The sequence below is a fragment of the Streptomyces ipomoeae 91-03 genome (assembly GCF_000317595.1).
GTDB lineage: Bacteria > Actinomycetota > Actinomycetes > Streptomycetales > Streptomycetaceae > Streptomyces > Streptomyces ipomoeae.
In genome coordinates, this window is the sequence record NZ_AEJC01000199.1 from 1 (window position 1) to 26,002 (window position 26,002).

Annotated in this window: 24 protein-coding genes; 9 read left to right on the forward strand and 15 right to left on the reverse strand. The window is 69.7% G+C overall.

Annotated features, from left to right (window positions below):
- Positions 1–14: 14 nt before the first annotated feature.
- Positions 15–959: an ABC transporter ATP-binding protein gene (locus tag STRIP9103_RS13175; RefSeq protein WP_009309800.1), complete on the forward strand. Its 945-nt coding sequence runs from the start codon at positions 15–17 to the stop codon at positions 957–959.
- Positions 946–1,974 carry an ABC transporter permease gene (locus STRIP9103_RS13180; RefSeq protein ID WP_009309806.1) on the forward strand — a complete coding sequence of 343 codons (1,029 nt, stop codon included), beginning with the start codon at positions 946–948 and terminating at the stop codon, positions 1,972–1,974. The genes STRIP9103_RS13175 and STRIP9103_RS13180 overlap by 14 nt, the downstream gene beginning before the upstream one ends.
- Before the next feature lie 245 nt (positions 1,975–2,219).
- Here STRIP9103_RS13180 and STRIP9103_RS13185 read toward each other — a convergent pair whose 3' ends face one another.
- From STRIP9103_RS13185 to STRIP9103_RS13240, 12 genes are all read right to left on the reverse strand, one after another.
- Positions 2,220–2,750 carry an NUDIX domain-containing protein gene (locus STRIP9103_RS13185; protein ID WP_258539645.1) on the reverse strand — a complete coding sequence of 177 codons (531 nt, stop codon included), beginning with the start codon at positions 2,748–2,750 and terminating at the stop codon, positions 2,220–2,222.
- The gene (locus tag STRIP9103_RS13190) at positions 2,633–4,135 is read right to left on the reverse strand and encodes an amidase (RefSeq protein WP_319283542.1); all 1,503 of its coding nucleotides are present in this window, start codon (positions 4,133–4,135) and stop codon (positions 2,633–2,635) included. Before STRIP9103_RS13190 ends, STRIP9103_RS13185 begins: the two co-directional genes overlap by 118 nt.
- Before the next feature lie 93 nt (positions 4,136–4,228).
- Complete coding sequence (locus tag STRIP9103_RS13195; protein ID WP_009309788.1) at positions 4,229–5,605, reverse strand: hypothetical protein; 1,377 nt, start codon at positions 5,603–5,605, stop codon at positions 4,229–4,231.
- A gap of 142 nt (positions 5,606–5,747) precedes the next feature.
- Complete coding sequence (locus STRIP9103_RS13200) at positions 5,748–6,134, reverse strand: DUF4913 domain-containing protein (RefSeq protein ID WP_009309782.1); 387 nt, start codon at positions 6,132–6,134, stop codon at positions 5,748–5,750.
- Positions 6,131–7,888 (reverse strand): type IV secretory system conjugative DNA transfer family protein, encoded by a 1,758-nt coding sequence (locus STRIP9103_RS13205; protein WP_009309804.1) that lies wholly within the window; start codon positions 7,886–7,888, stop codon positions 6,131–6,133. The genes STRIP9103_RS13200 and STRIP9103_RS13205 overlap by 4 nt, the downstream gene beginning before the upstream one ends.
- Complete coding sequence (locus tag STRIP9103_RS13210) at positions 7,885–9,348, reverse strand: ATP/GTP-binding protein (RefSeq protein WP_234022194.1); 1,464 nt, start codon at positions 9,346–9,348, stop codon at positions 7,885–7,887. The genes STRIP9103_RS13205 and STRIP9103_RS13210 overlap by 4 nt, the downstream gene beginning before the upstream one ends.
- Before the next feature lie 35 nt (positions 9,349–9,383).
- The gene (locus STRIP9103_RS13215) at positions 9,384–10,877 is read right to left on the reverse strand and encodes an SCO6880 family protein (RefSeq protein ID WP_009309780.1); all 1,494 of its coding nucleotides are present in this window, start codon (positions 10,875–10,877) and stop codon (positions 9,384–9,386) included.
- Positions 10,878–10,982: 105 nt separating this feature from the next.
- Positions 10,983–12,170 (reverse strand): hypothetical protein, encoded by a 1,188-nt coding sequence (locus STRIP9103_RS13220; protein WP_009309790.1) that lies wholly within the window; start codon positions 12,168–12,170, stop codon positions 10,983–10,985.
- Position 12,171: 1 nt separating this feature from the next.
- Entirely contained in the window at positions 12,172–12,942 is a 771-nt protein-coding gene (locus STRIP9103_RS13225; protein ID WP_009309792.1) for a hypothetical protein, read from the reverse strand.
- Between the two features lie 23 nt (positions 12,943–12,965).
- Entirely contained in the window at positions 12,966–13,259 is a 294-nt protein-coding gene (locus STRIP9103_RS13230; protein ID WP_009309779.1) for a hypothetical protein, read from the reverse strand.
- A gap of 191 nt (positions 13,260–13,450) precedes the next feature.
- Positions 13,451–13,732, reverse strand: coding sequence for a hypothetical protein (locus STRIP9103_RS13235; RefSeq protein ID WP_009309778.1), 282 nt, complete (start codon positions 13,730–13,732; stop codon positions 13,451–13,453).
- A gap of 13 nt (positions 13,733–13,745) precedes the next feature.
- Positions 13,746–14,282, reverse strand: coding sequence for a DUF6668 family protein (locus tag STRIP9103_RS13240; RefSeq protein ID WP_234022192.1), 537 nt, complete (start codon positions 14,280–14,282; stop codon positions 13,746–13,748).
- 184 nt (positions 14,283–14,466) lie between these two features.
- Between STRIP9103_RS13240 and STRIP9103_RS13245 the strand changes: the two genes are divergently transcribed.
- The 5 genes from STRIP9103_RS13245 (at position 14,467) to STRIP9103_RS13265 (ending at position 20,176) form a co-directional block, all read left to right on the forward strand.
- On the forward strand, positions 14,467–15,501 hold the full coding sequence (locus STRIP9103_RS13245) for a peptidoglycan DD-metalloendopeptidase family protein (protein ID WP_009309783.1): 1,035 nt from the start codon (positions 14,467–14,469) through the stop codon (positions 15,499–15,501).
- Positions 15,502–15,668: 167 nt separating this feature from the next.
- Positions 15,669–16,343, forward strand: a complete 675-nt coding sequence (locus tag STRIP9103_RS13250; RefSeq protein WP_141582485.1) for a hypothetical protein — start codon at positions 15,669–15,671, stop codon at positions 16,341–16,343.
- An 8-nt stretch (positions 16,344–16,351) separates the two neighbouring features.
- On the forward strand, positions 16,352–17,470 hold the full coding sequence (locus STRIP9103_RS13255) for a hypothetical protein (RefSeq protein WP_009309796.1): 1,119 nt from the start codon (positions 16,352–16,354) through the stop codon (positions 17,468–17,470).
- 151 nt (positions 17,471–17,621) lie between these two features.
- Positions 17,622–18,683, forward strand: coding sequence for a nucleoside hydrolase (locus tag STRIP9103_RS13260; RefSeq protein ID WP_009309777.1), 1,062 nt, complete (start codon positions 17,622–17,624; stop codon positions 18,681–18,683).
- A gap of 35 nt (positions 18,684–18,718) precedes the next feature.
- The gene (locus tag STRIP9103_RS13265) at positions 18,719–20,176 is read left to right on the forward strand and encodes a hypothetical protein (protein WP_009309798.1); all 1,458 of its coding nucleotides are present in this window, start codon (positions 18,719–18,721) and stop codon (positions 20,174–20,176) included.
- 910 nt (positions 20,177–21,086) lie between these two features.
- Here STRIP9103_RS13265 and STRIP9103_RS51445 read toward each other — a convergent pair.
- Complete coding sequence (locus STRIP9103_RS51445; RefSeq protein ID WP_048820210.1) at positions 21,087–21,419, reverse strand: hypothetical protein; 333 nt, start codon at positions 21,417–21,419, stop codon at positions 21,087–21,089.
- Here STRIP9103_RS51445 and STRIP9103_RS51450 point away from each other — a divergent pair.
- Together STRIP9103_RS51450 and STRIP9103_RS13280 are read left to right on the forward strand one after the other, a co-directional pair.
- The gene (locus tag STRIP9103_RS51450; protein ID WP_234022193.1) at positions 21,409–22,854 is read left to right on the forward strand and encodes a hypothetical protein; all 1,446 of its coding nucleotides are present in this window, start codon (positions 21,409–21,411) and stop codon (positions 22,852–22,854) included. The two genes, STRIP9103_RS51445 and STRIP9103_RS51450, sit on opposite strands and share 11 nt — an antisense overlap.
- Entirely contained in the window at positions 22,838–23,509 is a 672-nt protein-coding gene (locus tag STRIP9103_RS13280; protein ID WP_181800416.1) for a hypothetical protein, read from the forward strand. Before STRIP9103_RS51450 ends, STRIP9103_RS13280 begins: the two co-directional genes overlap by 17 nt.
- 154 nt (positions 23,510–23,663) lie before the next feature.
- Here STRIP9103_RS13280 and STRIP9103_RS13285 read toward each other — a convergent pair whose 3' ends face one another.
- Together STRIP9103_RS13285 and rarD are read right to left on the reverse strand one after the other, a co-directional pair.
- On the reverse strand, positions 23,664–24,620 hold the full coding sequence (locus STRIP9103_RS13285) for a M28 family metallopeptidase (RefSeq protein ID WP_009309801.1): 957 nt from the start codon (positions 24,618–24,620) through the stop codon (positions 23,664–23,666).
- A gap of 186 nt (positions 24,621–24,806) precedes the next feature.
- Positions 24,807–25,928, reverse strand: a complete 1,122-nt coding sequence (gene rarD, locus STRIP9103_RS13290; protein ID WP_009309805.1) for an EamA family transporter RarD — start codon at positions 25,926–25,928, stop codon at positions 24,807–24,809.
- Between the last annotated feature and the right edge of the window lie 74 nt (positions 25,929–26,002).

The window sequence follows — 26,002 nt, forward strand, 5'->3', positions numbered from 1 at the left end:
ACCCGAGGGGAGCCATGACGGACGCACCAGCCATTCACACCCAGGGGCTGACGAAGACCTTCCGCGGCGGCCAGGTGGCCGTGGACCATCTGGAACTCACGGTTCCAGGCGGCAGCGTCTTCGGCTTCCTCGGGCCCAACGGCTCCGGCAAGACCACCACCATCCGCATGCTGATGGGCCTCATCGAGCCCACCTCGGGCACGGCACGGATCCTCGGCCACCCCATGCCGCGCGCCGCCCGGACCGTACTGCCCCACGTGGGCGCCCTCATCGAGGGGCCCGCCCTGTACGGCTTCCTCTCCGGCCGCGACAACCTGCTCCGCTACGACGCCGCCGACCCGACCGCCGACCCGCGCACCCGGCGTGCCCGTGTCGCCGCCGCGCTGGACCGGGTGGGTCTGACGGCAGCCGCCGGCAAGAAGGCCAAGGCGTACTCGCTGGGCATGAAACAGCGGCTGGGCCTCGCCTCCGCGCTCCTGCAGCCGCGCCGCCTCCTCGTGCTCGACGAGCCGACCAACGGGCTCGACCCGCAGGGCATGCGTGAAATCCGCGCCCTGGTACGGGAGCTGGCCTCCGACGGCACCACCGTCTTCCTCTCCTCCCACCTCCTCGACGAGATCGAGCAGGTGTGCACCCACGTCGCCGTCATGGCCAGGGGACGGCTGATCACCCAGGGCCCGGTCGCCGAACTGGCCGCCGGGGCACGTGGCCGACTCGTCGTCACCACGCCGGACGCGGCGGACGCCGCCCGGGTGCTCAAGGAGCAGGGCGTCGGCGATGTGGCCGTGGACGGGGACCGGGTGACGGCCGAACCGCCACCGGCCGACCGTGACCTGGCCGAACTGAACGCCGCGCTCGTCACGGCGGGCGTGCGCGTCCGGGGCTTCGGCCTGGAACGCGCCTCCCTGGAGGACGCGTTCGTGGCACTGACGGGGGAGGGGTTCGATGTCGCGGGCTGAGCGGGCTGAGCGGGCTGAGACGAGTGGTGGGGAGGCCGCGACGGAAGCCGCCCGGAGTAAGACCGCGACGGAAGCCGCCCGGGATAAGGCCGCGACGGACGCCGCGTCGGCCGGGGGCGGGACGGAAGTCGCCGCGCCGGTCACCCGCGCGCCGAGGCTCCTGTGGACCTTCGGCCTCTTCCGCAGCGAACTGGTGACCACCTTCCGGCGCTGGCGGACCCTCGCGCTGCTGGCCGTGCTCGCGGCCGTACCGATCCTGGTCGGGATCGCGGTGAAGATCGAGACGAGCGACGGTTCCGGGGCCGGTGGACCGGGCGGGGGTGGGGGCGGTGGCGGCGGCGCGGGGCCGGCGTTCATCGCGCAGATCACCAACAACGGGCTGTTCCTGGTGTTCACGGCCCTGGCGGTGACGCTCCCCTTCTTCCTGCCGATGGCGATCGGAGTGATCGCCGGAGACGCGATCGCGGGCGAGGCCAACGCGGGCACCCTGCGCTATCTGCTCGTCGCCCCCGCGGGCCGGACCCGGCTACTGCTCACCAAGTACGCGACCACGATGACGTTCTGCCTGGTGGCGACCCTCGTCGTGGCGACCTCCGCCCTGATCGTGGGAGCGTTGCTGTTCCCGCTGGGCGACCTGACGACCATCTCCGGCACCCATATCAGCTTCGCCGAGGGGCTGTTCCGGGCGCTGCTGATCGCGCTGGCGGTGGCCGCGTCACTGATCGGCATCGCCGCCCTGGGCCTGTTCGTCTCCACCCTCACCAACAGCGGCATCGCGGCGATGGCCACCACGGTCGGGCTTCTCATCACCGTGCAGATCCTCGACCAGATCCCCCAGCTCGACGCCCTCCACCCGTACTTCTTCTCCCACTACTGGCTCTCCTTCGCCGACCTCATGCGTGAGCCGATCTACTGGGACGACCTCCAGAAGAACCTGGGCCTCCAAGCCCTGTACGCCGCCGTCTTCGGTTCGGCGGCGTGGGCGAGGTTCACGGCGAAGGACATCACGGCGTAGACGCTCCGCTGGAGGCGTGGCGAGGCGGTGGTGTCGCCGGTGGGCGACCGCGGGGCGATCGCGGACCGGTGTGTGCTGGTGTGTCCCGGTGCCGCCCGGTGGGGCCTGGTGTGGACCGGGAGGGGGACTGGTGTGAACCAGTGGGGACTGGTGGGGGCCGGTCGCGCCGCCTCGGCGGCGGCGTACGGAAAACGTGCGAACGGCGCCGTTGCCGAGGGGGCAAGGGGACCGAGGCGTGTGTGTGGTCATGCGCCTGTGGCGGTGTCGGGGGTCGGCAGGTCGAGGGTGGTGTCGGGGGCCGGCAGGTCGAGGAGGAGCGCCATGACGCCGACCAGCGTGGCGCCGCTGACGATCTCCCGGCGGCCGATCATCGCGGGGATCTCGGCGAGCGGGATCCACTCCAGCCGGTCGGACTCGTTGCGTTCCGTGGGCTCGCCGACGCGTCGCGCGTCGTCCGTGCGGAACACGAAGTGCCGGGTGTCGGTGATCCCGGCCGCCGGCTGCGCGTAGATCAGTCCGTTCAGCGACCCCGGGCGCCAACCCGTCTCCTCCTCCAACTCCCGTGCCGCCGCCTCCTCGGGCCGTTCCCCGTCCTCGACCAGCCCCATGGGCAGCTCCCAGCCCCAGGTGTCCGTGACGAAACGGTGCCGCCACATCATCAGCACCCGCCGCCGCTCGTCCACGGCCGCGGTGACGGCCAGATCCCGCAGTCTGACCACGTGGTAGTCGCAACGGGTGCCGTCGGGTTGCTCCACATCCAGCGACCGCAACCGCACCCAGGGGGTGTCGTGGATGGTGCGTTCACCGTGGACGGTCCATCGCATGGGGGCCTGCTTTCTCTCTTGCTCTCTTGCTCTCTTGTGATCTTCTGCCGTTCTGCCCTTCTGCCCCTCTGTCGACCGGCCGCCACGCGAAGCAGCAGGGACTCTTCGCCGTGCCGGGCCACGAGGTGGAGGCCGACCGGGCAGCCGTCCGAGTCGAAGCCGGCCGGGATGCTCATGGCCGGGTGGCCGCTGAGGTTGAACGCCCAGGTGAGGGCCGTGGAGTAACGGTCGCCGGGACCATCGTGGCCGTGCGGGGCGTTGGGGGTGGTGGGGGTGAGGACCAGGTCGACGTCGGCGAAGAGGGCGGCGAGCCGCCGGTCGTTCTCGGAACGGAGTTCGTGGGCGTCCCGCACGGCCGTCGGGTCGGTGTCCGGCGCGGCGCGGAGGGCGAGCCAGGCGGGTCCCGGGTCCTCCAGGTGTACCGGTGCGCCGGGTCGTACGAGCCGTACGAGACCGGTGTCGGCGAGGCGGAGCGCGGCGGCGTGGGCGATCGAGGCGGGCTCGGGGTCGGTGTCGGCGAAGCCGAGGTCGGGGGACCACACGGCGGTGAACGGAGGGGACGGCTGTGAGGCGGCGGAGGCCGACTCCGGCTCTTCGCCGGCCGAGGCCAACCTGCCGGCTTCTGGGCTTTCTCGGACCCCGTGGTGCTTGCCGCCCGCACCGATCCCCCTCACACAGCGCCAGTACGCCGCCGCGTCGGAGGCGTGGCGGGCGAGGACGCCGGCTGCCGCGAGGCCGGTGCGATCGGCGGAGGGCAGTCGCCCGTTCGTGGTCTTCAGGCCGACGACGCCGCACCACGCGGCCGGGATCCGTACCGACCCGGCGCCGTCGGTGCCGGTCGCCAGCGGGACGAGGCCCGCGGCCACCGCCGCGGCGGACCCGGCCGAGGAGCCGCCCGGCGTCCGGTCGGGCCGCCAGGGGTTGACGGTCCGTCCGCCCGAGCCGAGGCCCCAGGTCTGCCAGGGGGTGCCGGGGCCGGGCACGGAGGTCGCCCCCACGGGCACACAGCCGGCCGCGACCAACGCCCGCGCCGACGCCGTACGCGACCCGTTCCTCCCCTTCACCCCGATCGGCACCCCGGCCAACGGCAGCCGCACCCCCGCCGCGACCCGCTCATCCACCCCGGCCGCCCACCGCAACGCCTCCTCGGCCCACACCTCGACGAACGCGCACAGCGCCGGTTCCGCCCGCTCGATCCGAGCGAGCGAGGCGGCGACCACGTCGACGGCACGAATCTCGCGGGTGCGTACGCCGGTGGCGATCTGCTCGGCCGAGAGTGCCGCGAAGGCGTCGGACTGGAGGAGAGCGAGTGGCAGGGAAGAAGTCTGCGGCTGCATGGGCTTTTCGGGCTTCTTCACTTTTAACGGCCGTCAGAGAGTACTGAGTTCCGGCGGCCAGCCCACCTGCTCGCCTGTCGAGCGCAGCTGGGCTCAACGCCTCTGTCGAACGGAGATGCGTAGACCCGCGCCGTTCTCCCGCTCGGTGAACAGCGCCCGGTCCTTCAGCACTCCTGCCGGGATCTGTGTTCCCTCGGCCAGGGCCTTCGGCGAGTTGGTGCTCACCTTCAGCTCGATCGGGGACTTGGCGCCGTTGTCGGAGTCGGTCTCTCCGTACGCGGTGCCGTCGTCTTCGAGGGCACGGATATTGATGGCCCGGTGTGTGTCGTCCCCGGCCAGGCAGAGCCCCGTGCCCGACTTGACGTCGAGGACGACGGAATTGAGGGCGAGGTAGCGACCGTTGGGGGAGGCAACGGCGTCCGTCACGTCCTCCGTACCGTCTTCGCCGCATGCCGTACTGGCCAGGAGGCGGCCGGTGTCCAGGTCGTGCGCGGACCAGATGGTGGCATCCATGTTGTCGGCCCCCTTCCAGCGGGCGAGGAACATGCCGTCGCTGACACCGGCGATGACTCCGCTCACGTATCCACCGCTGTATGTCTCCTTTCCCGAATCGGCATCCCTTGGGGCGACGTCTTGAGAGGACCACCCGTTCACGAGGCCGAAGCCGCCCAACTCGTGCACTGCCACGGGACCATCCGGGGTGACGGCCACGACCTCGCTGCCTGTGCAGACAGAATGGCACTTGGGAATCCGGACCTCTGAAGAGTCGTATTCCGTGAGCTTGCCTGTCGTGGCGTCGATGGAAGCGCCGAGCGTGTCGGAGTACTCCTCCCACGTGACGACCAGTCCCGCTCCGTTCCCCCCGTCGTAGACCTTGAGTGTGCCCCCTCTGGCGGTGACGGGTACGGCGACACGGTGCAGCGGAGCCACGGAGGTGCCGGAGGCGTCCATCGCATAGAGGTCGACCTGCACGACTTCCTTGCTCTTGGTGAGGGCGTCTCCCTCTTGCCGACCGTGTGCCCATGCCGCGACGTAGGTGCGGCTGCCCTGCCGAATGACGGTGACCTGAGGGATCTCGAGGTTGCTCTCGTCGTACCCGTACGACGGTTGGTCGGTGATCACGGTCGGCGCCTGGTAGGGGGCGCCTGTCCACCGAACCTTGCCCGTAGCGCTGTCCCGTGCCTGGACCGCGTATCCGTCACTGGACCGGGTTATGTACGCGACCGTCTTCCCGTCCGTGGTCACCGGCATCTCGGACTCGGTGCTCTCCGGAACCCAGTCGAGTTCCTGGTCCCACCCCTTGCCGCCGTCGTATGCGGAGGGCACGGTGAGCTTGGCCAAGGAAGGAGCCTTCGTACCCGAGCCCTTGTCGTCCTGGCCGGTGTCCGAGCCGCCGTCCCCGTCCGAGCTGCAACCGGCGAGCAGCACCCCTGCCAGAGTTACGGCCACGGCTGCCTTCGTCCTGCGCATCTTTCGTTCCTTCTTGTCCAAGTGAATACTCCCGCCGGCTTCGGTCGCCCGGGTGAAATCTTGGGCATCGGATGCCTCGGACGATCTCATGCTCTCCGCATGCACCAGTGAACCGTCCAGCGCACCGATCGTCGCTCGAACTTCAGCCGTCGTACGCCTCGACCACCGGCGCGGTCTTCGCCCGGTGGCTGCCTTCCTTGCACCCTGCGAACGGACCGGTGGGGGAGCGGAGTTCAGCGAGTACGGGGCCGAGGTGGTCCCGGTGCCAGACGGCTGGGCCCGAGGCGCCGGCCGCCGGGTCGGTGCATTCCTGCCAGGCCAACCACAGCGCGTGCAGCCGGGCCACCGCCTCAAGGTGCTCCCACCAGCGCGGGCACCAGGGCTGCTGGGAGGTGACCTCGCGGCCGTACACGGGCAGCAGAAGATCGGACACCCAAAGGGCCAGGTTGCGCATCTCCTCGGCGTAGTCCTCGCCGTCCAGATAGAGGATGAACAGCTGCGCTTCGGTTTGTTCCTGGGCTGTGGTCATCGAACGGCCTTCTCTGCGGCGCGGGCGGTGATGGCCTTCACTTCGGCCTGGGCGGCGGCCTGGATGTGGTCGGCGCCCGGTTCGGCGTACCAGGGGCGGAGTCTGATCATGGCGGGCTTGATTCCAGTGGCCAGGAGCAGTGCCGTGCCTTTGGGGAGCGCACGGATGCGATCGGCGGGCAGGATGCGCTCCAGGCGGTAGGAGGTGGAGCGGGAACGGCCGTCCTTGCTCTTGGAGTAGCTGACCGTGGACACGTCGTGCTCGCCGACCAGCCGGGAGACCTTCTCCACGAAGTCGGCGTCGTCGAGGCCAGCGCCCAGAAGTTTGATGGTGGCTGCACCCCATAGTGCGTCCATCCCGGCCTCGCCCCAGACGCGTGCACCCTGGCGGTAACTCTGCAGCAGAGTCACGATGTTGATGCCGCGGGAGCCGAGGTGGGAGTACAGGTCGGGCAGGTCGGAGATACGGCAGACGTTGGCGGCCTCGTCGAGTATTGCCGTCATCGGTGGGTCGAGGCGCCCGCCCATCCGTTCGGCGGCGACGACGCCCGCGCGCAGCACCGAGTCCGCGGCCGCCGCGATGACACCTGCGGCCGAGCCGCCGCCGTCCTTCGACAGGAGGTACAGAGTGTCGCGGGAGAGCACATGCTGCTCCGGCAGGAACTGCGGCATCTGAGGGTCCGGTGTCACCCAGGCGGCGATCGCCGGGTCCAGGAGACAGGCCACGCACTGGCGAGCCGTCTCGTAGATGCCGTCCCTCGTCTCCACGGCACCCTGGATGGTGCCCTGCAACTGATCGGCGAGCGCCGACATGGCCGCGTCGCGCAGCAGGTCGATGGGGGTGCGGTCGGCCGGGTCGGCGAGCCACGTCAGTACTTCGCCGACTTCGCGCCCGCCGCGGTTGGCTGCGTGGAAGAGCGCGGTGAGCGTGTTCTGCGCTGCCGAGATCCAGAAGTCGCGTTTCGACGCGTCGTCGTTTACCGCGCCGACGAAGTGGCCGGCCAGCCGCCTGGCGCCCTCGATGGTCGCGGCGTCGGCGAGCATGTCCCACCACATGGTGCGCGGTGTGTGCGCGATGCCCTGAGGGTCGAACACCCAGACCTGACCGACGCGTTCGCGCTCCGCACGGGTGACGCTGTAGACGTCCGCCTTGTTGGATGTCAGCAGGACGCTGCCCTGGGCGCGCAGGACGCGGGGTACGGCGATTCCGGTTGACTTGCCGGCGCGCGGGGCCATTAGATCCAGCTCGACGTCTTCGTAACTGGAGCGGAGCTCAGGCCCGTTCGGCTCCAGATTGCCCAGGAGGTTGCCCGTCTGATCCGGGTCGAGCTTGGTTGCCTTGGCGAGCGACGGGCGCAGGGCGCGTGCTCGTTCAGCGGCGCCCTTCGGGAGCATGCCGACCAGTTCCTTGCGGCCGGCGAGGCCGTCGGGGCGCTGCACCCGGCCGCGTACGAGGACTACCAGGGTGATCACGAGCGCGACGAACACCCCGAAAACGGTGGCGATGCCGGCCGCCACTGCGCTGCCCGAGGCGGTCGGCCACAGGGCCCGTGGACCGTCCTTGACCAGGGTCGCCAGGGTGTCCAGGGAGAACGGCGGTGGGTTCCAGCCGCCGGTCGAGACCGCTGCGCCGAGCGTGCCGCCCAGCCAGGCGCCGGCGAAGGATCCGCCGACGAGGACGGCCACGCCGGGGATGATCCAGGGCAGCAGGTCGTCGCCGGTGGAGTGGCCCTTGCGCGCGGGGCGCGTGCTCATCTCGACGCCTCCGTCGACTTCGTGAGGTTCAGTTCGTTCCCGGTCCACCGGGTGTTGGTGTTGTGCAGGTTGCGCTCTGTGTCCGTGATGGACACCTTGATCGGGATGCCGGGACGGCCACCGACCTTGATCAGGAAGCGGCCCCGGCCCGGAGGCTCCTCGTTGCCGCCGGTGCTGGCCCAGCCGGGCGGCGACGACCAGGACGAAACCAGCTCGATCTCCCGCTCCGACATACCGACGATCTCGCCCAGTTCACGCATCTCGGTACGTGGCAGCCCCGCGCACACAACCATGCCGGCCCGTTCGACGAAGCCGCGAGCCTTGGCCCGGTCGGCTTCGCTACCGAGAGCCTCCGCGTCCTTCAGCGTGTGCGTGATCTTGGCGTCGCCGAGACCGAGGGACCGGTTGAGACGGGTGAGCGCGTCGATGCGTTCGACGATGCCGGAGGCGGCGCGCAGGGGGCGCCACAGCTCGTCGAGGACGGTGAAGAACCAGCGCTGTGGGGCGAGGCCTGCGTCTGCGAGCGCGTGCGCAGCGGCGACCGTGCCGAGCCCGTCGGACCAGGCGGCGAGCATCGCCGCCGCGGTCAGCTGTGTGTCCGCCTCGCCGATACGGGAGATGTCGACGCAGACGGCGGGCGAGGCGGGGTCGATACGGGTCGAGGTCTCGGATGCGAAGGTGTCGCCCAGAGGGCCGTCCAGTACGCCCAGGAGCGAACGGTGGAGAGGGTCGACCGCTTCCTGGTAGCGGGCCTCGTTGCCACGGTCGAGCGTGACCGCGCGGACCCTGTCCGGGCCCTCGTCCAGCACCCTGAGCAGGTCGGGCAGCAGAGGCGCCAGCCCCGGCTTCGTACGCTCCGTCAAATGGTGCAGGCAGGCGGAGAGGACGGACTGTTCGTGGTCGTCCATCGGGCGCCCGCGGACGATGGTGATGAGCGCCGCGACCATGTTCAGCACGCGGCCGTGTGCTTCCGCCGCGAGAACGCGCCCGCGCTCACCACCGATGCGCACTGCGGCCTCGCCCATCGCACCCGGATCGAGCACATTGATGCCGCCCACACCGCGGCCGATGGAGATCACCTGGCCGCCGAGCGCCCGTACCGTGTCCGCGTAGTCGGGCTTGAGGTCGCCGAGGACCAGTGGGGTGATACCGGTGGCCGACATGCCGATCAGCATGCGGTTGACCAGCGTGGACTTGCCGAGGCCCGGCATGCCGAGCATGAACAGCGACGGGTTGGAGATGTAACGGGCCCGGGTGAACCAGGAGATGGGGTCGCCGCACACGGTCGCGCCGGTGTGCAGGTGCTGGCCGAGCGGTACGCCCGTCATCGGTGCTCCCGATCCGGCCGCGAACGGCCACAGCCCGCATGCCTGCACGGTGGTCGCCCGCCACATCGAGGGCGGGTCGACATAGCCGACCTGACCGCCGCCCGGTCCGTACCAGCCGCGCGGCGGGGCCATGGCCGGGCGCGCCGGTCGTTGCTGCTTGCCCTTGCTCACAGCGCCTCCCTGAGCTGGTATGGAACGAGGGTGTGCTCCCACGGGAGCAGGCCGACCGGCAGGGTGCAGGTGAACGCGGACGCCTGCATGCGGTCGGCTGGGCGCATCAGGATGCGCGAGGACGCCTGAAGATTGCGCACGGTGATCGACGCGTCGGCCAACTCCTGTTCGCTGTCGACGGTGACCGTCACCATCAGGGAGAACTCCACGAGGCCTGCACCGGATGCCTCTTCGGCCGCGGTCTGCTCGGCCGCGCGTACCTCGGAGGTGGCGCGTGCTTGCACCAGGCCGCCCCGGGAGCTTGCCATGAAGTGGGCGGAGCGGCGGTCGGACTCCACGATCCGGGCGGAGGTCGCCGGGTCGATCGGCCGGTAGATCAGCGAGACTCGCTTGCGGCGGGTGCCCGGGGCAGGCTCCAGCAGGCCGCGCAGCACGCTGGAACGGACGGTGCCGCGCGGTGCGAGGGTCAGCATCCAGGTACGCGAGACGCCGGAGTCGTGCTTGTACGCGTTGACGGTCTCGACCGCTGCCGCTGGGCCGGCGTCGTCCCACTCCAGGCCAGTAGTGGTGTGCTCGGCGCGAGCGCTGAGTACGTCCGGGGCGATGGCCGGGTCGTAGGCCACTCGGACGACCTCGGCGAGCCGTTCGGCCGACAGCGGGTAAGCGGATCCGCCGCCTGCGGCGACAAGACCGGACAGCAGACCGGGAAGCCGCATGGACAGGTCGGTGATGACGTCGTCGATGTCGCGCCTGGGGCCACCGGTCGGACCGTAGGTTAGGGCGATATAGGTGTGCATCTCGGAGGAGGCGGCCGGGTAACGCTGGACGACCTCCTCCATCACGGCGCGGGCCGCGGCGGGGGCGTCGGGCGAGATACGAGGGAGGACCTCGGCGGCAAGCCGGGTGCCGGTGTCCGGGGCGGTCTCGACGACGACCTGGGCGCCGCGCAGACCGGGCTCGTGGGAGAGCCGGGCCAGCCAGTCGCCCCAGGAAGCCACCCAGACGTCGACCTGCTCGGGGTCCACCAGCGAGCCGCCGTCGGGTTCACAGGCGAGTACCACGGTGTAGAGGTTGCGGCCCGGGTGGTGGATCACGCCGAACGCACGGTCGTAGGCGTCCCGGCCCTCGTACATCTTGGTACGGGAGAGTAGGCCGGGCGGCTGGAAGCGGCCCCCGGGGCGCCGGGAGAGCGGCCCGGAGACGTAGGTGGTCGAGCCGTTCGCCTTCCGCTTCATCCAGCCGATACGGACGGCGACGAGCTGGTAGACGTTGCGGCCGTCCATCGTGCGCAGAGCCAGCGGGGCGAGGAAGAGCCCCACCGGCACGAGCACGACGATGGCCGCCGCGAGGGAGACCATTGAGGCCAGCAGCGCCACCAGGAGCCCGCCGAAGGCGACGACGGTACCGAGGAGGCCCAGCGGCCCGAGTCCGGGGCGGCGAGGGCGCCGCCAGTTCCCGTACGTGGGACGCGTCATGGCGTCGGAGGACATGGGGCTTTCCTTCTTCCGGCTTGCACAGCGTTATGGCCTGGCAGGTGAGAGACATCCGGGCCGAGGTGTTCCCCCAGCCCGGACCGATGTTGGCGATCCGACGGGTTACTGGTTGTGGCCCTTCATCCCGTCGTTGTCGTCGAGGGAGTTCATGACCTCTGTGGCTGCGGCGAGTTGGGCCTGCGCCACGACCGCGGCGGCCTGTACGGCCACGGCCGCGCCACCGGTGGCGGCTCCCGCGGCGGCTGTTCCGCCAGCGGCCCCCGCGCCCCTGGCGCCACCCGCAGCGCCCGCACCGCCGGCCGGGCTGCCGGCACCCGCGGACGGGGAGCCCTTTGGGCCGGACGAGGCGCTCCCGCCTCCCCCTCCGCCACCGCCTCCTCCGCCTCCTCCGCCTCCCGCGAGGCTGACCGCGCCGCTGGCCACGTTGTTGGCGAAGTTGAGGGCGACCGTGCCGCCGGATGTGCTGCCGAGTGCGGCGGTGGCGGGGACGATCAGCTTGAGGAGGGCGGGTAGGGCGAAGACGGCCATGGCCAGCATGGCCATGCCTGCGATGATCTGGCCGACGTCCTTGGTGTTCTGTGTCATCGACGTGGCCGCGTAGATGATGAGCGCGGCTGCCGGCTTGTAGAGCAGCCAGGCCGCCAGCCAGCCGATGTGCTTCTTCCACCAGCCCTCGCCCCACCCGGTCATCGAGGACACGGCCGCGAGCGGAAGGGTGCCGACCAGCATGATCATGACGCCGATGCGTATGTACATCAGACAGATCTGTACGACGGTCGAGAGCATGACGAGCAGACCGAAGATGAGCATGAGACCCGGCTGGTCCAGTACCAGGACGCCCAGGATCGTGTTGGCCGAGTCATCGAGGTCGGCGGCTGCGTAGACGTTCTTGGCATAGGTGTCCGAAGCCGCGGTGAGTGCCTGGACCACTGGGACCGCGACCGCGCCGACGAGAAGTACCTTCCACATTCCCATGAACGCGGCCTTCATCGATTGGCCCCGCCGGTCGACGGCCATCCGGATGCAGGCCACCAGCAGGGAGGCCACAGCCACATAGCCCACCAGCCAGTTGTTCGCCGCCATGATATTGGTCATGGCGGTGTCGGCGTCGGGGCCCGAGTCGACGTTGAGCCAGACGCTGTTGAGTGACTCGAGGACCGTCTCCGTGGCCTCGCCGATCGCCTTGGCGAAGGCCACGACGCCACCGGCCGCGAGGGCCTGACCGCCCTCGTTCAGGCCCCACTCCAGGCCTTCGCCGAGGCAGTCGATTACCAGCAGAGTGCAGGCCATTTCATGTCTCCCAGGTGACGAAGCCCGTAGTGCCGCTAACCTGTGCCATCCCGGAATAGATCGTGCCGTCCGGTTCGGGGTCGAGTTTCCAGTCGCCGTCGTGCCACCGCACGTTCACCGAAGCGGTGCCGTACACACCCGCGCTCGGGCCGCGGATCAGGAACATCACCGTTGCCCAGTCCTTGTTGTATGCGAGCACCGAGAACCCGGCGTATCCGCTGGCCTCGGCCTTGCCCGAAGGTGACCGGTCCTTTTCCTGTGAACGGCTGGCGATCAGAGCATCACGGCCTTCCCCTGGAACGACCTGCCGCTCTACGACCTCGCGCCAACCCGCGTAGCCGAGGTGGTCGGTGATGGAGTGGACGGCCATCACCGCCCCCATCGGGGTGTGCGCGTAGCAGTACCAGATAGGACCGTCGTACTTGAGCGGGCCCGCGGTCTTCGAGACGGGGACGAGGGTGGTGCCGTTGGCCTTCCACCGGAAGTCCTTCGGGGCCTCCGTGGGCTTGTCCTGCTGACTGTCGTCGGTATGGCAGCCAGCAGGGCGGGTGTCGGCGGCCCCACCTCCGGCCTGCGTGGTGGTCGGGCTCGGGGCCGGTGACGAGCCACCATTCGCCTCCGTCTGGCTGTCACCGCCGCCAACGACCAGAGCCACGGCACCCATGAAGAGCAGAACCAACAGGAAGCCGGCGGACAGTATCCATCCCCGCTGCTGCCAAAACGGCTTTTCCCACTCCCCGCTGCCTCCCCGGGAGCGGCCGGAGTTCAGCATGATCGAGCTTCCTCTCGCTCGCTCTAGAAGACGAAGTTCACGATCGGGCCGGCCGTGGCCACCAGGACGCAGCCGCCGAGGACCATGCCGAGGCGGCCCATGTGCTCGGAGCCCTCGCCTCGGCGCATGGAAATCGCCATCATGGCGCCGGTGATCAGCACTCCGGCCACTCCGGCCGCGGTGCCCGCCCAGGCGACGAGGTCGAGAACGTCTCCGACCTTGCTGGTGAGCTCGTCCGGCGCGTTCTTCTGCGGGTCCGGGACGGTGTTGTCTGCCAGGAATACGCTCTGGGCCTTGGTTGCGAGCGCGTTGAGCATGCTTTCTCCCCGTTCTGGGCGGCCTTGTCGACCGGTGTCTTACTGGTAGCGAAGTGAGCGTGGCGTCTTCGGTGCCCTTTCCCCAAGCGATGTAGGGAATCGGCACCCCTGGATGACATGTCCGTGACATTAGGGTCATCCTTGCACGAGGTTCTGTGCGGCCTCCGTGTTCCGTGTGGACTTGCGGCCCGTCAGCCGTTGGGGCCGTACAGGACGAATTCCACGACCGGCCCCGCAGTGGCGCCAAGTACACAGGCGCTCATCACCATGAGAAACTCCCGCACGTGTTCTTCGCGATCGCCGTTTCTCACGGCGATCGCCATGCGGATGCCGATGAACAGCAGGCCCGCGACTCCGGCGGCGGTGACCAGCCAGGCCATGATGCTGAGGACGTAGTCGAGGTTCGTGTGGACGCTGGAGTCGATCTCGATCTCTGGTAGCGGACTGTTAACGCTGGGCGCGGGCGTTGGCACTGGTCACTCCTCGTCACGGCCTTTCCGGGGGTCGGGGCGCCTCCGCCAGCAGCCGGGCCAACGCCTCGGTCTCACGCGGTGCGGGAACGGTGAGGTCGCCGGTCCGCCAGGCGGGCACCCAGGGCACCCGGTGGACCTCGATCGCCGAACCGATCACCTTGATGCGCTGGAGCAGTTGACGGGGCAGACGCCCCGGTGCATCCGCCACCAGGACCACGGCGGCGAGTTTCAGCCCCGGCGGCTGATCGTCGCGCCGGAAGAGATCGAGTGTCCACGACACCGCCTGCAGCCCGGCCGCGTGTGTACGGGCCGCCAGCAGTATGGAGTTCGGCTCCCCTTGGTCGGGGCGCGGCCAGTTGCGTCCGGCGTCGATCCCGCCGAAGACGGCCGCCAAAGTCGAGGTACCCGCTCCGCCGTGCGCGGCCACCCACGCCAATCGGTGTGCAGTCGAGGGCACTTCCGCGACGGGCGGAGCCGGTGCCGACTGCTCGGGTGTGGTGACCGGCCCCCGAAGCCAGATCTCGGGTCCGCTCGGGGTGTTCCCCTGCACCGCCGACTCCCCCTCATGTCTGATTAGCGGTTTACGGTTTGATCATCCCTGATGGCAGAGTGGCAGGTAACGCTGCGGGATGCCTTGGGACGATTCCGTGACTTGGTGGTTACTTACGCGAAGGCTATTACCCATGAGACTCAACTGGTCGCATCACATTACAACTTGACGCTGAGGGGAGCGGATGCCGCAGAGCGGGGGAAACGCCACCACGTGGATCGTGGGTGGCGGTATCGCGATGGTCATCCTGCCCGTGATCATGATGGTCGGGGTGGGAGACGGAGGAGACGCCGCAGCCGAGGGGAGCAGCGTCGGCGGCGGCCTCAATGACGGCACGGTGTCCGCCGAGTACGTCCCCTGGGTCCTGAAGGCTGGTGCGTTGTGCGACGCGATCAAACCGGCCGTCATCGCGGCCCAGATCGAGGCCGAGTCCGGCTGGAATCCCAACGCCAAGTCACCGGTGGGTGCCGAGGGACTGTCCCAGTTCATGCCCGGAACGTGGCAGACCTGGGGCAAGGACGACGATGGCAATGGCAGTGCGTCGCCGTACGACCCGGGTGACGCCATCATGGCCCAGGGACGCTACGACTGTGCGCTCGCCGACCAGGTCGAGGGGTACAAGAAGGCCGGGAAGGCATCCGGCGAGACCCTCGACCTGGCGCTCGCCGCGTACAACGCGGGCCCGGGAGCTGTTGAGGAGTACGGCGGCATACCGCCCTACACCGAGACCCAGAACTATGTCGCTCGCATCAAGTCGCTGATACCCAAGTACGAGTCGGTCGACGATCCGCCGGGTGAGATACCCGCGGGCCAGCGCATGGCCATGCCGCTGCCCGGTGATCCGGTGGTCACCTCGCCGTACGGCATGCGCATGCACCCGACCCTGCACGTTCGCAAGTTGCACACGGGTATCGACCTCGCGGCTGCCGCGGGCACGCCGTTCATGGCTGCCCGGGACGGCAAGGTGACCTTCGCGGGCTGGTCCAACGGCTACGGCAACCGCGTGGTCATCTCGCACGGCACCATCAACGGCAAGAAGATCACCACGACGTACAACCACATGATGGCCATCAGCGTCTCCGTGGGGCAGCAGGTGAAGGTCGGCCAGCGGGTCGGTGCAGTCGGCTCCACAGGCTTCTCGACCGGCCCGCACGCTCACTTCGAAGTCACGGAAAACGGGCAGTATGTCGATCCCGCGCCATGGCTGGGGCTGAAGTAGTGGAAGCGGGACGGGCGATGGGCGGCGTTGTCCGGGGTGCGAAGGAAGCTCCGGCGGACAGGGCCGCAAGGACATGTGAGGGGGGCACCATGCGGACGGCCGGAACCCGGTTGCACGAGCAGACGTCAGCGGTGTCATGGACACGGGGGAACTGGTCCGGAAGCGCGATGCGCAGGACCATGGCCGGGCTGCTCGCGTCCGCTACCGGCCTGGTTCTGCTGGCGGGCTGCGGACTGCCCGATCATCGGCAGAGTTCGACAGGACAGGGCGGCGGGTCGGCATCGGCACAGCCTTCCATCGCCCCCAAGGCGCCGGTGCCGTCTGGAAAGCCCCTGGGCCCCGACGCGCAGGTGCCCGACCCGGGAGCCGTGGACGACAGCGACCCGACCTCGGTCTCCAAAGTGTGGGCCGAGATGACGTACAGCTACGACACCAAGTACGACACGAGCCCGCACGACGCCGTGTTGCGGGCGGTCCGCTGGTGTTCGAAGCGCAAGGCGGCCGCTGAGCGGTCCTACCAGGCGGCCGGCGGTCCCGGGGCCGAGTGGAACACCTGGGCGCAGCACCGAGCTTGGACCACGGTGACCGTGAGCATCGAGTTGGAGGACGATTCGCCCCAGGACACCGAGAAGGTGGCACACCGTTCTCTCGTGGTGGAGGGCAAGGCGCACGGCAGGGACGGCTGGACGGGCCACGGACCGCGACTCACCGCCTATACCAAGCTGGTACGTTCGGCTGTTGGTGAACCGTGGCGTGTGGACGACGTCATCGTGGTCGAGGCCGTGGCCCCGCCGAGCCCCGGGGACTCGTCGGCCCCGGCTGCCGACCCGTCCGCCCAGTGAAGGAAGCGATGTCCAGATTCAGCCGCGGCGAGAAGAAACGACAGCAGAGCCTGCCCGGCGCCGGGCAGGCTGCTGCGTCGGGGTTGACGCCCATCGACGTCCACGTGTCCTCCAACGGGCAGGCGACGGTGGGCGGTATGCCGGTCGTCGCGGGCCCCGGCGAGAGCGTGCAGGACGCGGTTCTGAACTATCTCCATCGCCTGGTCCTGGCCACGGGGCACACCGTCGCCGCCACGGTCCACGACGAGCGCATCGGGTTCAGCACACCTCTTCAGGTAATGGCGGACGGCTCCAGCCATTTCATGGGTGAGCCGGTGCGGTTGGCCGGAAGTGTGATCGCGGACGCGGGAGCCGCAATGGCTGTGCCCCAACAGAAGGTCCCGGATACCCAGGTCGCCCCTGAGCCGCCACGACAGCACGAGCGGGATCGGACCACGTGGCTGCTCAGCGGCGTATCGGATCCTTCACCCGATTCGACCATGTCACCGGAGCCGACGCCGACCTCGACGGCTACTGGTGAGTCTTCACCGACACCGGGTTCGGCAGCGCCCCCGGTGCCGGCGACGGCCCCGCCACCCGCTGCCGCCTCCGTGCCCGCACCGGCCCCTGCACCCGCTCCCGTGGCCGCTTCGGTGCCCCAGGCCGTCCCCTCGCCGGCCGATGCTGTCGCTCCGTCCCTCCTCGCAGAACCCGTGCTGCGGATCAACGAGGCCCTGCAGAGGGGCCGGATCGAGTCTGCGGCGGCGATGGCGGAGCAGAGCATCGCGTCGGCGACGAAGACCCTGGGAAAGGAGCACCCCGAGGTGCTGCAGTTGCGTGAACTGACCGCCTACATCGCGTACTTGGCAGGTGACGCGCAGCGCTCCTTCACCTTGTCCATGGAACTCGCCAGGATACGCAGGCGGCAGAGAGACGCGCGGGCCTATGTCAATGTGCAGAGCGCGGCCGCCGCGTGGCGAGCCGTGCGGGACCCGTCGCAGGGGCTGGCCCTCGGACGTGAACTGATCGGCCTGTGGAGCGAGTTGGTCGTTGACGGCGGCCCGGCCGCAGTCGAAATTCGTCAGCTTGAGGCAGCCCGCGCCCGCATGGACCGTCTCGCCGAACGCGCACGCGGATCACTCCGATGAAGCCGAAGGCGACGCCGTATCGATCCTTGAGCAAGCCACGGATACTGGTGGAGAGCCGAGGTTCCGCCATTTTTAGACTGCCGTTTTTCCCTCCACCCCACCAGTCGGGGGCGGAGGACAGCGACATTGCCGAGGACGGAAGAAGGTAGGCATGGGCGAGAGCCGTGACGACGAACGTGTTTCCAGAGAGGACATCCGAGCCGAGTGGCGTGCCATCGTCGAGTCCGGGGAATCCCTTCCGGGATCGGGCCTGGCCGCACTGAGTGCCCGTATGCGGGCCACCGGGAACTGGCCGGAGGATCTCCGCTCGGCGCCAGTGATCATCGACACGGACATCGGCGGTGATGCCGACGACGCACTGGCGGTCGCGGCGGCGGCCCGTTCCCTGCCGCGGCTGGCCCTGGTGCTCACCAGCGACGAGACCGGACCGGCTGTCGGCTACGGAGCGAGGGCGAGGTTCGCCAGGTTTCTGCTGGACCTGACCGGTCGTACGGATGTCGCGGTCGTTTCGGGCGTCTCCCTGGGGGATACCCGATACTTCTGTGCGGACGGCCTGGTGCCCGACGAACTCCCTCCCCAGTCAGCTGACGTGGTAGCGGCGGTGCGCGCCGTGTGTGCGGCCGTGCCGGGGCCCGTGCAGTGGGTCGGCATGGGCCCTCTCAGCAATCTCGCACTGGTTTTGGAAGCCGCTCCCGAACTCGCCTCCCGGCTCCACGTCACCCAGATGGGCGGGGCCCTGAACTACCGCGACCCCAGCCGGGCCGAGCACAACTTCCGACTGGACGTGTCGTCCGTGCACAAGGTCTTCGACGCGGTGAGCAAGGGTCTGCTGCCGACGCCGTACTTCGTCACGTCCGAGGTCACCTTCACCTCGGCCATCGAGATCACGGCCGACCATCCGGTCCACAGGGCCCTTGCCGCACCGGACGCACCGGCCTGGGCCGCCCTGCTGGTGGCACACATGCGGCAGTGGTTCGAACGTTTCCACCCGGGCACCATCCAGCATGACGCACTGGCCCTGTCGGCCGCGCTCCAACTGCCCTTCGTCGACTTCGACAAGATGCCAGTGGCGCTGGACAGCATCGGACGCACCATCCGCTCCGAGGTAGGCGTGCCGGTCTGGCTGAGCCTGTCCGCCCGTTACCCCGCCTTCATGCGGTGGCTCTCACAACGGCTGGACCCGGCCTGGGCACCGGCTGAAGAGGGCACTTGATGACTCTGCGCCCTGTTGATGAACTGTATGGCCGTGTGGCCGACGTCCACACGGCCTACGGCCTCACGGACCCTGCACAGCGACGGGCGGTGGAGGAGGCGTATTCGGTATTCCGCGAGCACAGCGGCCCGTTCATGGTATCCGTCGCTGCGGAGATGCTCGACGACCTGCGGTCGGACGTTCGGCAGAACCCCGACAGAGTGATCGCTTTCCTCGGCCGGGACGGCCACAGCCTTGCTGCGGCCGTGCGTGGGCTCGATCCGGAGTTCTTCGACCGGCACTGTCGCGAGGTGGTGGTGTCCAGGGCCGTGGTCGATGCGGCACTCCAGGACCTTGAGAAGAACGCCGGAGAAAGATTTCCGCAGGCCGAGGCCTTCCGCGGAGCCCGCAACAAGGTGGACCCGGCGGATGTCGACGGTTCCTACCGGCACCTCACGGACTACCTTCGCGCCTCAGGAGTCCGCATGGGGCTTCCAGACAGTTCGGTCACCGTGGTGGACACCAGTTTCAAGGGCACGGTCCAGGAACTCATGTCCGCGGCCTACCCGCAAACGGAGATCCAGGGCAGATACGCGTTCCTGGCGCTCTCCCCGGACGACCCTCACCCGGAAGCCAAGAAAGGGTACGTCTTCCACCAGGAACCGGACGCCGTCTGGCAGGGGCTTCCTCAGCCGTACCTGCCGGAGCAGCGATCGCAGACCTTCGGCAACCAGGACGCGCTCGGCGTCATCGAGGAGACATTGCACGGGCCGATGGGCAGTCCGCGGAGCGTCACCGCACAGGGCCCTCAGCAGTCACCTCAACAGTTGGACCAGCAGCCGCTGGTGGGTATCAATCCGGTGCTCGTCGCGGAGCAGTATCGCGATCCGAAGGTACGTGAAGCCGTCAAGGCCGCCGCCATACTCGCCGTTCACGACAGCGCGTTGGAGGCAGCCCGGAGCCGAAACGCGGGGCGCGACTGGAAGGGCGAACTCCAGCAGGCGCGGGAGAGGTTCACTGACCAGGTGCGGTCCTGGGTGTCCCGGGACGGGCGGACCGACGGCAGGCTCGCGCCTGTCTTGGACAGTTTCGTCCGACGCGCCGACAAAAACGTCGTCAAAGACCTCGACAAGGCACTGAAGCACGCGGGAGTGGACCAGCGGGCGGCCGAGCCGCTCTGGAAACAGTTCGGTGAGTTGAAGAGCCTGGAGGAGAAGAAGCAGTTCCTGAAGGATGCCACCACGCCGACGCCCGGCAGCGGCAAGACACCGCAGGAGCATCTGCGCGGGGTCGCGGCCGCGTCAGGTACATCAATCTCACCGCAGACCGGCGGCGCGGGAACGTCGATAAGCAAGGCAGCGGGACTCCACCTCAGGGGAAGGGCCTCGGGGACCCCTGGCTCGCAGAGCTCCTCGAACCAGCAGACCGGCAAGATCTCCGGCCTCGGGCCTTGGCGCGTACCCCGGCAGCCAGGGAATTCACCGCCGGGGAACAACGGCGGGCCCAAGCGCTGAACCGTTCGCCATACGGGCAGAGGCCGAGCCGGGCTTCTGGGACGTGTCTGTGACGCCATGGTGACGTGAAACCAGGAGCGAACCGGGAGACTTGGCACTAAGCGTGGGGGCCGGTTCCCCGGCACATCAGAGTGAGGCAACACATGCGTCGACCCAGCCGAGAGAAGAAGCGGGAACAGAAGCACTCGGCGTCCTCGGCCGCCCCGGCGGCGGTGCCCATCGACGTCCACGTCCCCGCGGCCGGGCCGGCTGCGGGCACTGCGTCGATCGGCGGCGTACCGGTCGTCGCGTCCGGCATCGAGGAGATCCAGGACGCCGTCCTTCACCACCTCCACCGCATTGCCCTTGCGACAGGTCACCCCGTACACGCCACGGTCCACGATGAGCGGATCGGATACGTGGTGCCGTTGCAAGTGTGCGTGGACGGGGCCAGCCGGTACGTGGGTGAGCCGGTGCGGGTGGGAGAGCCGTGGGGTGGCGCCGTGTCGGTTGCCGAGCGACCGGCGGGGGCTGCGGTGACGCCCGCAGTTGTCGTTGAGCAGCCGTCGGAGATTCCGGTTTCAGCAGCGCCTCCGGTGGTCCCGCACGCTCAGGATCGCGACAAGTCGACCCATGTACTGCGCGCCATACCGGAGTCGGCGGCGCCGGCGATGCCGGAACGAGTGGTCGTGCCCGAGACCGCGCCTGCGCAGGGGGTCACTCATGGGGCGCGGCACGAGTATGAGGCGCGGCACGTGTCGAGCCCGGCAGCTGAGCGGTCTGCTTCGGCTGGAATGGCCTCGCCGGGGCCCGCCTCCGTCGTGCCGCCCGTGCCCGAGGCGGCACCTTGGGCTGTGATGCCGGTGGTGGCTTCCGAAGCGCCATACGCTCAGGACCAGTTGGGCGGACCGGAACCGGCCGATCCCGCCCCTCAGGCAAGGCGGGAGCCGAGCACGATGCGGCTGTCGGCAGTGAAGCCGGCCGCCCCCGCTGCGGAGTCGGCCGTTCCAGCGCAGGCCCCCGAGCAGCCGAAGCGAGACCCCAACACACTGCCGCTGTCGGCGGCGAGGCCCGCGTCGGCGGCTGAGCCGGCCGTCACCGCGGCAACCGCTGAGCAGCAGCCGAACATGCTGCCTCTCTCGGCGGCGAAGCCGGCGTCCGCGTCCGAGCCGGGTGCCCCCGAAGCGAAGCCGGCGTCCGCGTCGGTGGAGCCTGCGGTGGTGGACGCCGGGCCGAGGCGGGAGCCCCGGACGATGCCGCTCAAGGCGGCGAAGCCGACGGAGTCGGCGGAGTCGGCGCCTGCGGCAGGCGGTGCCGTGCCGTCGACGTTCGTGCTGCGCGCGGTGCCGGAACCGAAGGACGGCCCTCTCGCACAACCACCCCGCACACCGGGCCTCCCCCTGACCCTCCCGGGCATTCCGGTCACCCCTGACAACCCGACCCCGTCCTCCGAGCCCATCCGGGACGCGGCCCCGCACACGGGCTCTGCCGCGTCGGCGATGCCCGAGCCCGTTCAGGACCCCAGCCCGCACACGGGCCCTGCCGCGTCGGTGATGCCCGAGCACACGCAGAACCCCGGCCCGCACGCGGATCCCGCCGTGCCCGTGACGCCCGAGTCCTTCCGCGACGCCGCCCCCTCCACGGGCACCGTCGTCCCCCCAACGGGTGAGTTCGGCCCGGTCACCGAAGCAACCACCGGCCCCGAACTGCCCCCACCCCCGCCCCAGTCGGCCCCGTCCGCCTGGCAACCCGACGGAGCCGCGAACTCGAAGCCGTCGCACACCTCGAACACCCCGGCACCCGGCCCCATCTCGCTGGAGCCCCAGCCGTGGCCCCCGAACCAGAACTCGGCGCCCGTCCAACCCAGGGACGCCGTGCCGCTCCCTGCCCCGAAGCCGATCTCGCTGGAACCGCAGCCCTGGCCTCCGGCCGCACCGCCGACTCCGCTGCCGGCCTCCATGCCCGCCGTGACCCCGAACCCGATCCACGAGGTCAACCCCGAACCCGAACCCGAGCCCGTCTCCGCCCACCCCACCGACGCACCCCCGGCCCTGGCCACTCCCGAGGAATCCGCGGCCGATCCGTACTCCGCTCCCGAGTGGAAGGTGATGGAAGAGGACCTGGGCCCCAAGCCCACCCCCGTACGGGAGTTCGACGCGGTCGCCGAGGCCGTGCTGGACCCGGCGGAGACGGACGGCGGCGCGGCGTCACCCTTCGCGGAGCCCATGTCGCGGATCAACGAGGCCGTGAAGATGGGCCGGATCAACGAGGCCGCGGAGATGGCCGAGCAGACCGTGGCCCAGGCGACGGCGGCCCTCGGCCCGCAGCACCACGAGGTGCTGCGGATCCGCGAACTGACCGCGTACATCGCCTACTTGGCCGGTGACGCCCTGCGCTCCTTCCATCTCTCCCTCGACCTGGCCGTCCTCCGCCACCGTCTGCAGGACCCCCGCGCCGCCTACGGCAACATCCAGAGCGCGGCGGCGGCCTGGCGGGCCGTCCGCGACCCGCTCCAGGGACTCCACCTGGGCCGCGACCTGATCACCGTATGGACCGAACTCGCGGCCGACGCCGGCCCCGCCGCCGACGACCTCGAACAACTCGAAAAGGCCCGCACCCGCATGGGCCGTCTCGCCGAACGCGCCCGCGCCCTCGACGCCGCGCCCTACGCCGGGAGTCCACATGCCCATGGCCAGTGACCACACCACCGTCGCCCTGGCGGCCCGCCGCCGCTCCCTGCACAGGACCTCCGACCGCACCGCCCCCGCAGCCATTGCTTTCGATCGCCCCACGGCCCTCGATCGCCCCACTACTCTTGAACGCTCCACTACTCTTGATCGCTCCACCCCCCGCCCCCGAGTCCAGGTCTCCTTCAACGAGTTCACCGGCACCATGAGTTGGCGCACCCTGGGCCAACCTGCGTACGGAACCGGGCCACACCACCGCGCCAAGAGCACCCCCCACCCCCGTACCCCCGAAGAGGCCCCCTGGAGCGCACGCGCCGCGGCCCTCCGTTCCGCCGGACTGGACCCGTCCCGCGCGCCCGCGAACGGCGCCGCGCCCATCCCGACGCATCCGGCGGTCGTACGGGCCGCCCTGGGCGTCGATGCCGCTGCGCTCACCCCGGAGCAGCGGCAACGCCACCTGGCCCGGATCGGCACCCTCCGCTCCGCGGTCACCGCCGACCTGGCCCACGGCACCGGGATGCCCACCGCGGTCGCGTCCCGCCTGCGCTCGACGACGGCCACCCCGGCCCATGCCCACGCCCTCACGGCACACCGCGCCACCACCGTGGTCAGCCGCCCGTCGACCTTCACCACGCAGCCGGGGCCGGCCGCGGGCCCACGCCGCTGACCGACCCCGGAGACGTACGGAATCCGCAGTACCCCCTCAGGACTCCTCAGGACCCCCTCAGGACTCCTCGGGACTCCTCGGGACTCCTCGGGACTCCTCGGGACTCCTCGGGACTCCTCGGGACTCCTCGGGACTCCTGGTACCTCTTGGGCCCTTACTCCGACAGTTCCCAGACCGCGTACGCCGCCGCGTCCGAGTTCCGGTCCAGCGCGGTGTCGTTGATGTTGGACGTGGTGTCGCAGGAGGAGTGGTAGCAGCGGTCGAAGGCCTGGCCGGACGTGCCGCCCCACTTGGCGACCTGCGCCGCCGTCTTGGTGCGGCTGGCGCCGGTGAACAGGCCGCCCACCGGCACGCCCGCGCTCTTGAACGGCGCGTGGTCGGAGCGGCCGTCGCCCTCGGTCTCGATCTCGGTGGCGACGCCGATGCCCGCGAAGTAGTCCTTGAAGGTCTGTTCGATGGTGGGGTCGTCGTCGTACACGAAGTACCCGGGGTTGGGCGAGCCGATCATGTCGAAGTTGAGGTAGCCGCTGATGCGGGCGCGGTTCGCGGCCGACAGGTTGTTGACGTAGTAGCGGGAGCCGACCAGACCCAGCTCCTCAGCGCCCCACCAGGCGAACCGCAGATGCTTGGTGGGCTGGTAGTTGGCGCGGGACACGGCCAGCGCGGTCTCCAGTACGGCGGCGGAACCGGAGCCGTTGTCGTTGATGCCCGCGCCGGAGGTGACGCTGTCGAGATGTGAACCAGCCATGATCACCTGGTCGGCATTGCCGCCGGGCCAGTCGGCGATCAGGTTGTAGCCGGTACGGCCGCCGGACGTGAAGGACTGCACGGTGGTGGTGAAGCCGGCCGCGTCGAGCTTGCCCTTCACATAGTTCAGGGAGGCGGTGTAACCGGCGCGTCCGTGGGCTCTGTTGCCGCCGTTGGCGGTGGCGATGGACTGGAACTGGGTCAGATGGGCCTTGATGTTGGCCACGGGCAGATCGGGCGCGGCGGCGGCCACCACATCGGGGGCGGGGGTCGCCCCGGCTATGGATCCGCTGGTGAACATCGTGGCCACCGCGACGGCCACGGCGGCAGCGGCACGCCCGGTGACTGGAACAGAGAGCTTCATGTGGGGGGGGCTCCGAATTCCAAGGGGATCGCGATGGACGCCGCTGCTGGCGTGTCCATGGCAAACCCGAGTGAATGAGGTGCCTGGATGGTGCGGGTGAGGTTGACTGTCAGTCAAGAGCGCTATTTGGACAGGGGGTTCGTTTACCGGGGCGTACGGCTGCCGCCGGGTTTCTCACGTACCTGGTCAGGGCTTCGCGTCGGCGGGCGCGACCCTTGCCGCCGAGTCGGCGCGCACCGGCCCGTTGATGCCCGGCCCGTTGATGCCCGGCTTGATCGCGTCCGCCGTTCCCGCGACTGCCTTCGCCGTTCCGGCGATCGTCTCCGCCGTTCCCGCGGTCGCCTCCGCCGTTCCCGCGGCCGAAACTTCGGTCCCGGCGACCGCCCCCGCCGCCTCCAGTTCGTCCAACTGCCTTCGCGTCGTCCGCGCCGTCCGCAGCGCGTCCCATGTCAGGAGCGACAACGCCAGCCATACGAGTGCGAAACCGGTCCAGCGCTCCGGCGGCATGGCCTCGCCGAAGTAGAGGACCCCCAGCAGGAACTGGAGCACCGGCGCCAGGTACTGCAGCAGTCCCAGCGTGGACAGCGGCACCCGGATCGCGGCGGCCCCGAAGCAGACCAGCGGCAGGGCGGTGACCAGCCCGGTCGCGGCCAGCAGCAGCATGTGCCCGAAGCCCTCCGTGCCGAATGTGGAGTCGCCGCGCGCGCCCAGCCACAGCAGATACCCCAGCGCGGGCAGGAACAGGATCACGGTCTCCGCGGAGAGCGACTCCACGCCGCCGAGGTTGACCTTCTTCTTCGCCAGCCCGTACGTGGCGAAGGAGAAGGCGAGGCAGAGGGAGATCCACGGCGGTCGTCCATAGCCGATGGTCAGCACGAGGACGGCGGTGAAGCCGATGCCGACCGCGGCCCACTGCACGGGCCGCAGCCGTTCCTTGAGCAGCAGGACGCCCATGGCGATGGTGACGAGCGGGTTGATGAAGTACCCGAGGCTGGCCTCGACCACCTGCTCGTTGTTCACGGCCCAGATGTAGACGCCCCAGTTGACGGTGATCGTCGCCGCCGCGACCGCGACCAGAGCGAGCCTGCGCGGTTGGCGCAGCAGTTCAGCGGCCCAGGTCCAGCGCCGGAGCGCCAGCAGGGTGAGGCCGACGAAGGCGAGGGACCAGACCATGCGGTGGGCGAGTATCTCCACCGATCCGGCGGGCTTGAGCAGGGGCCAGAAGAGCGGGACGAGCCCCCACATCCCGTACGCGGCGAAGCCGTTCAGCAGCCCTATCCGGTGTTCACCCTTCGACTGCGCCGCCACGGCCCCTCCTCCTCGCCCGGCCGGGCCCGCGACCCCGGGCCCCATGAAAGTGCCCCACGAAGGTAACGCCGGAG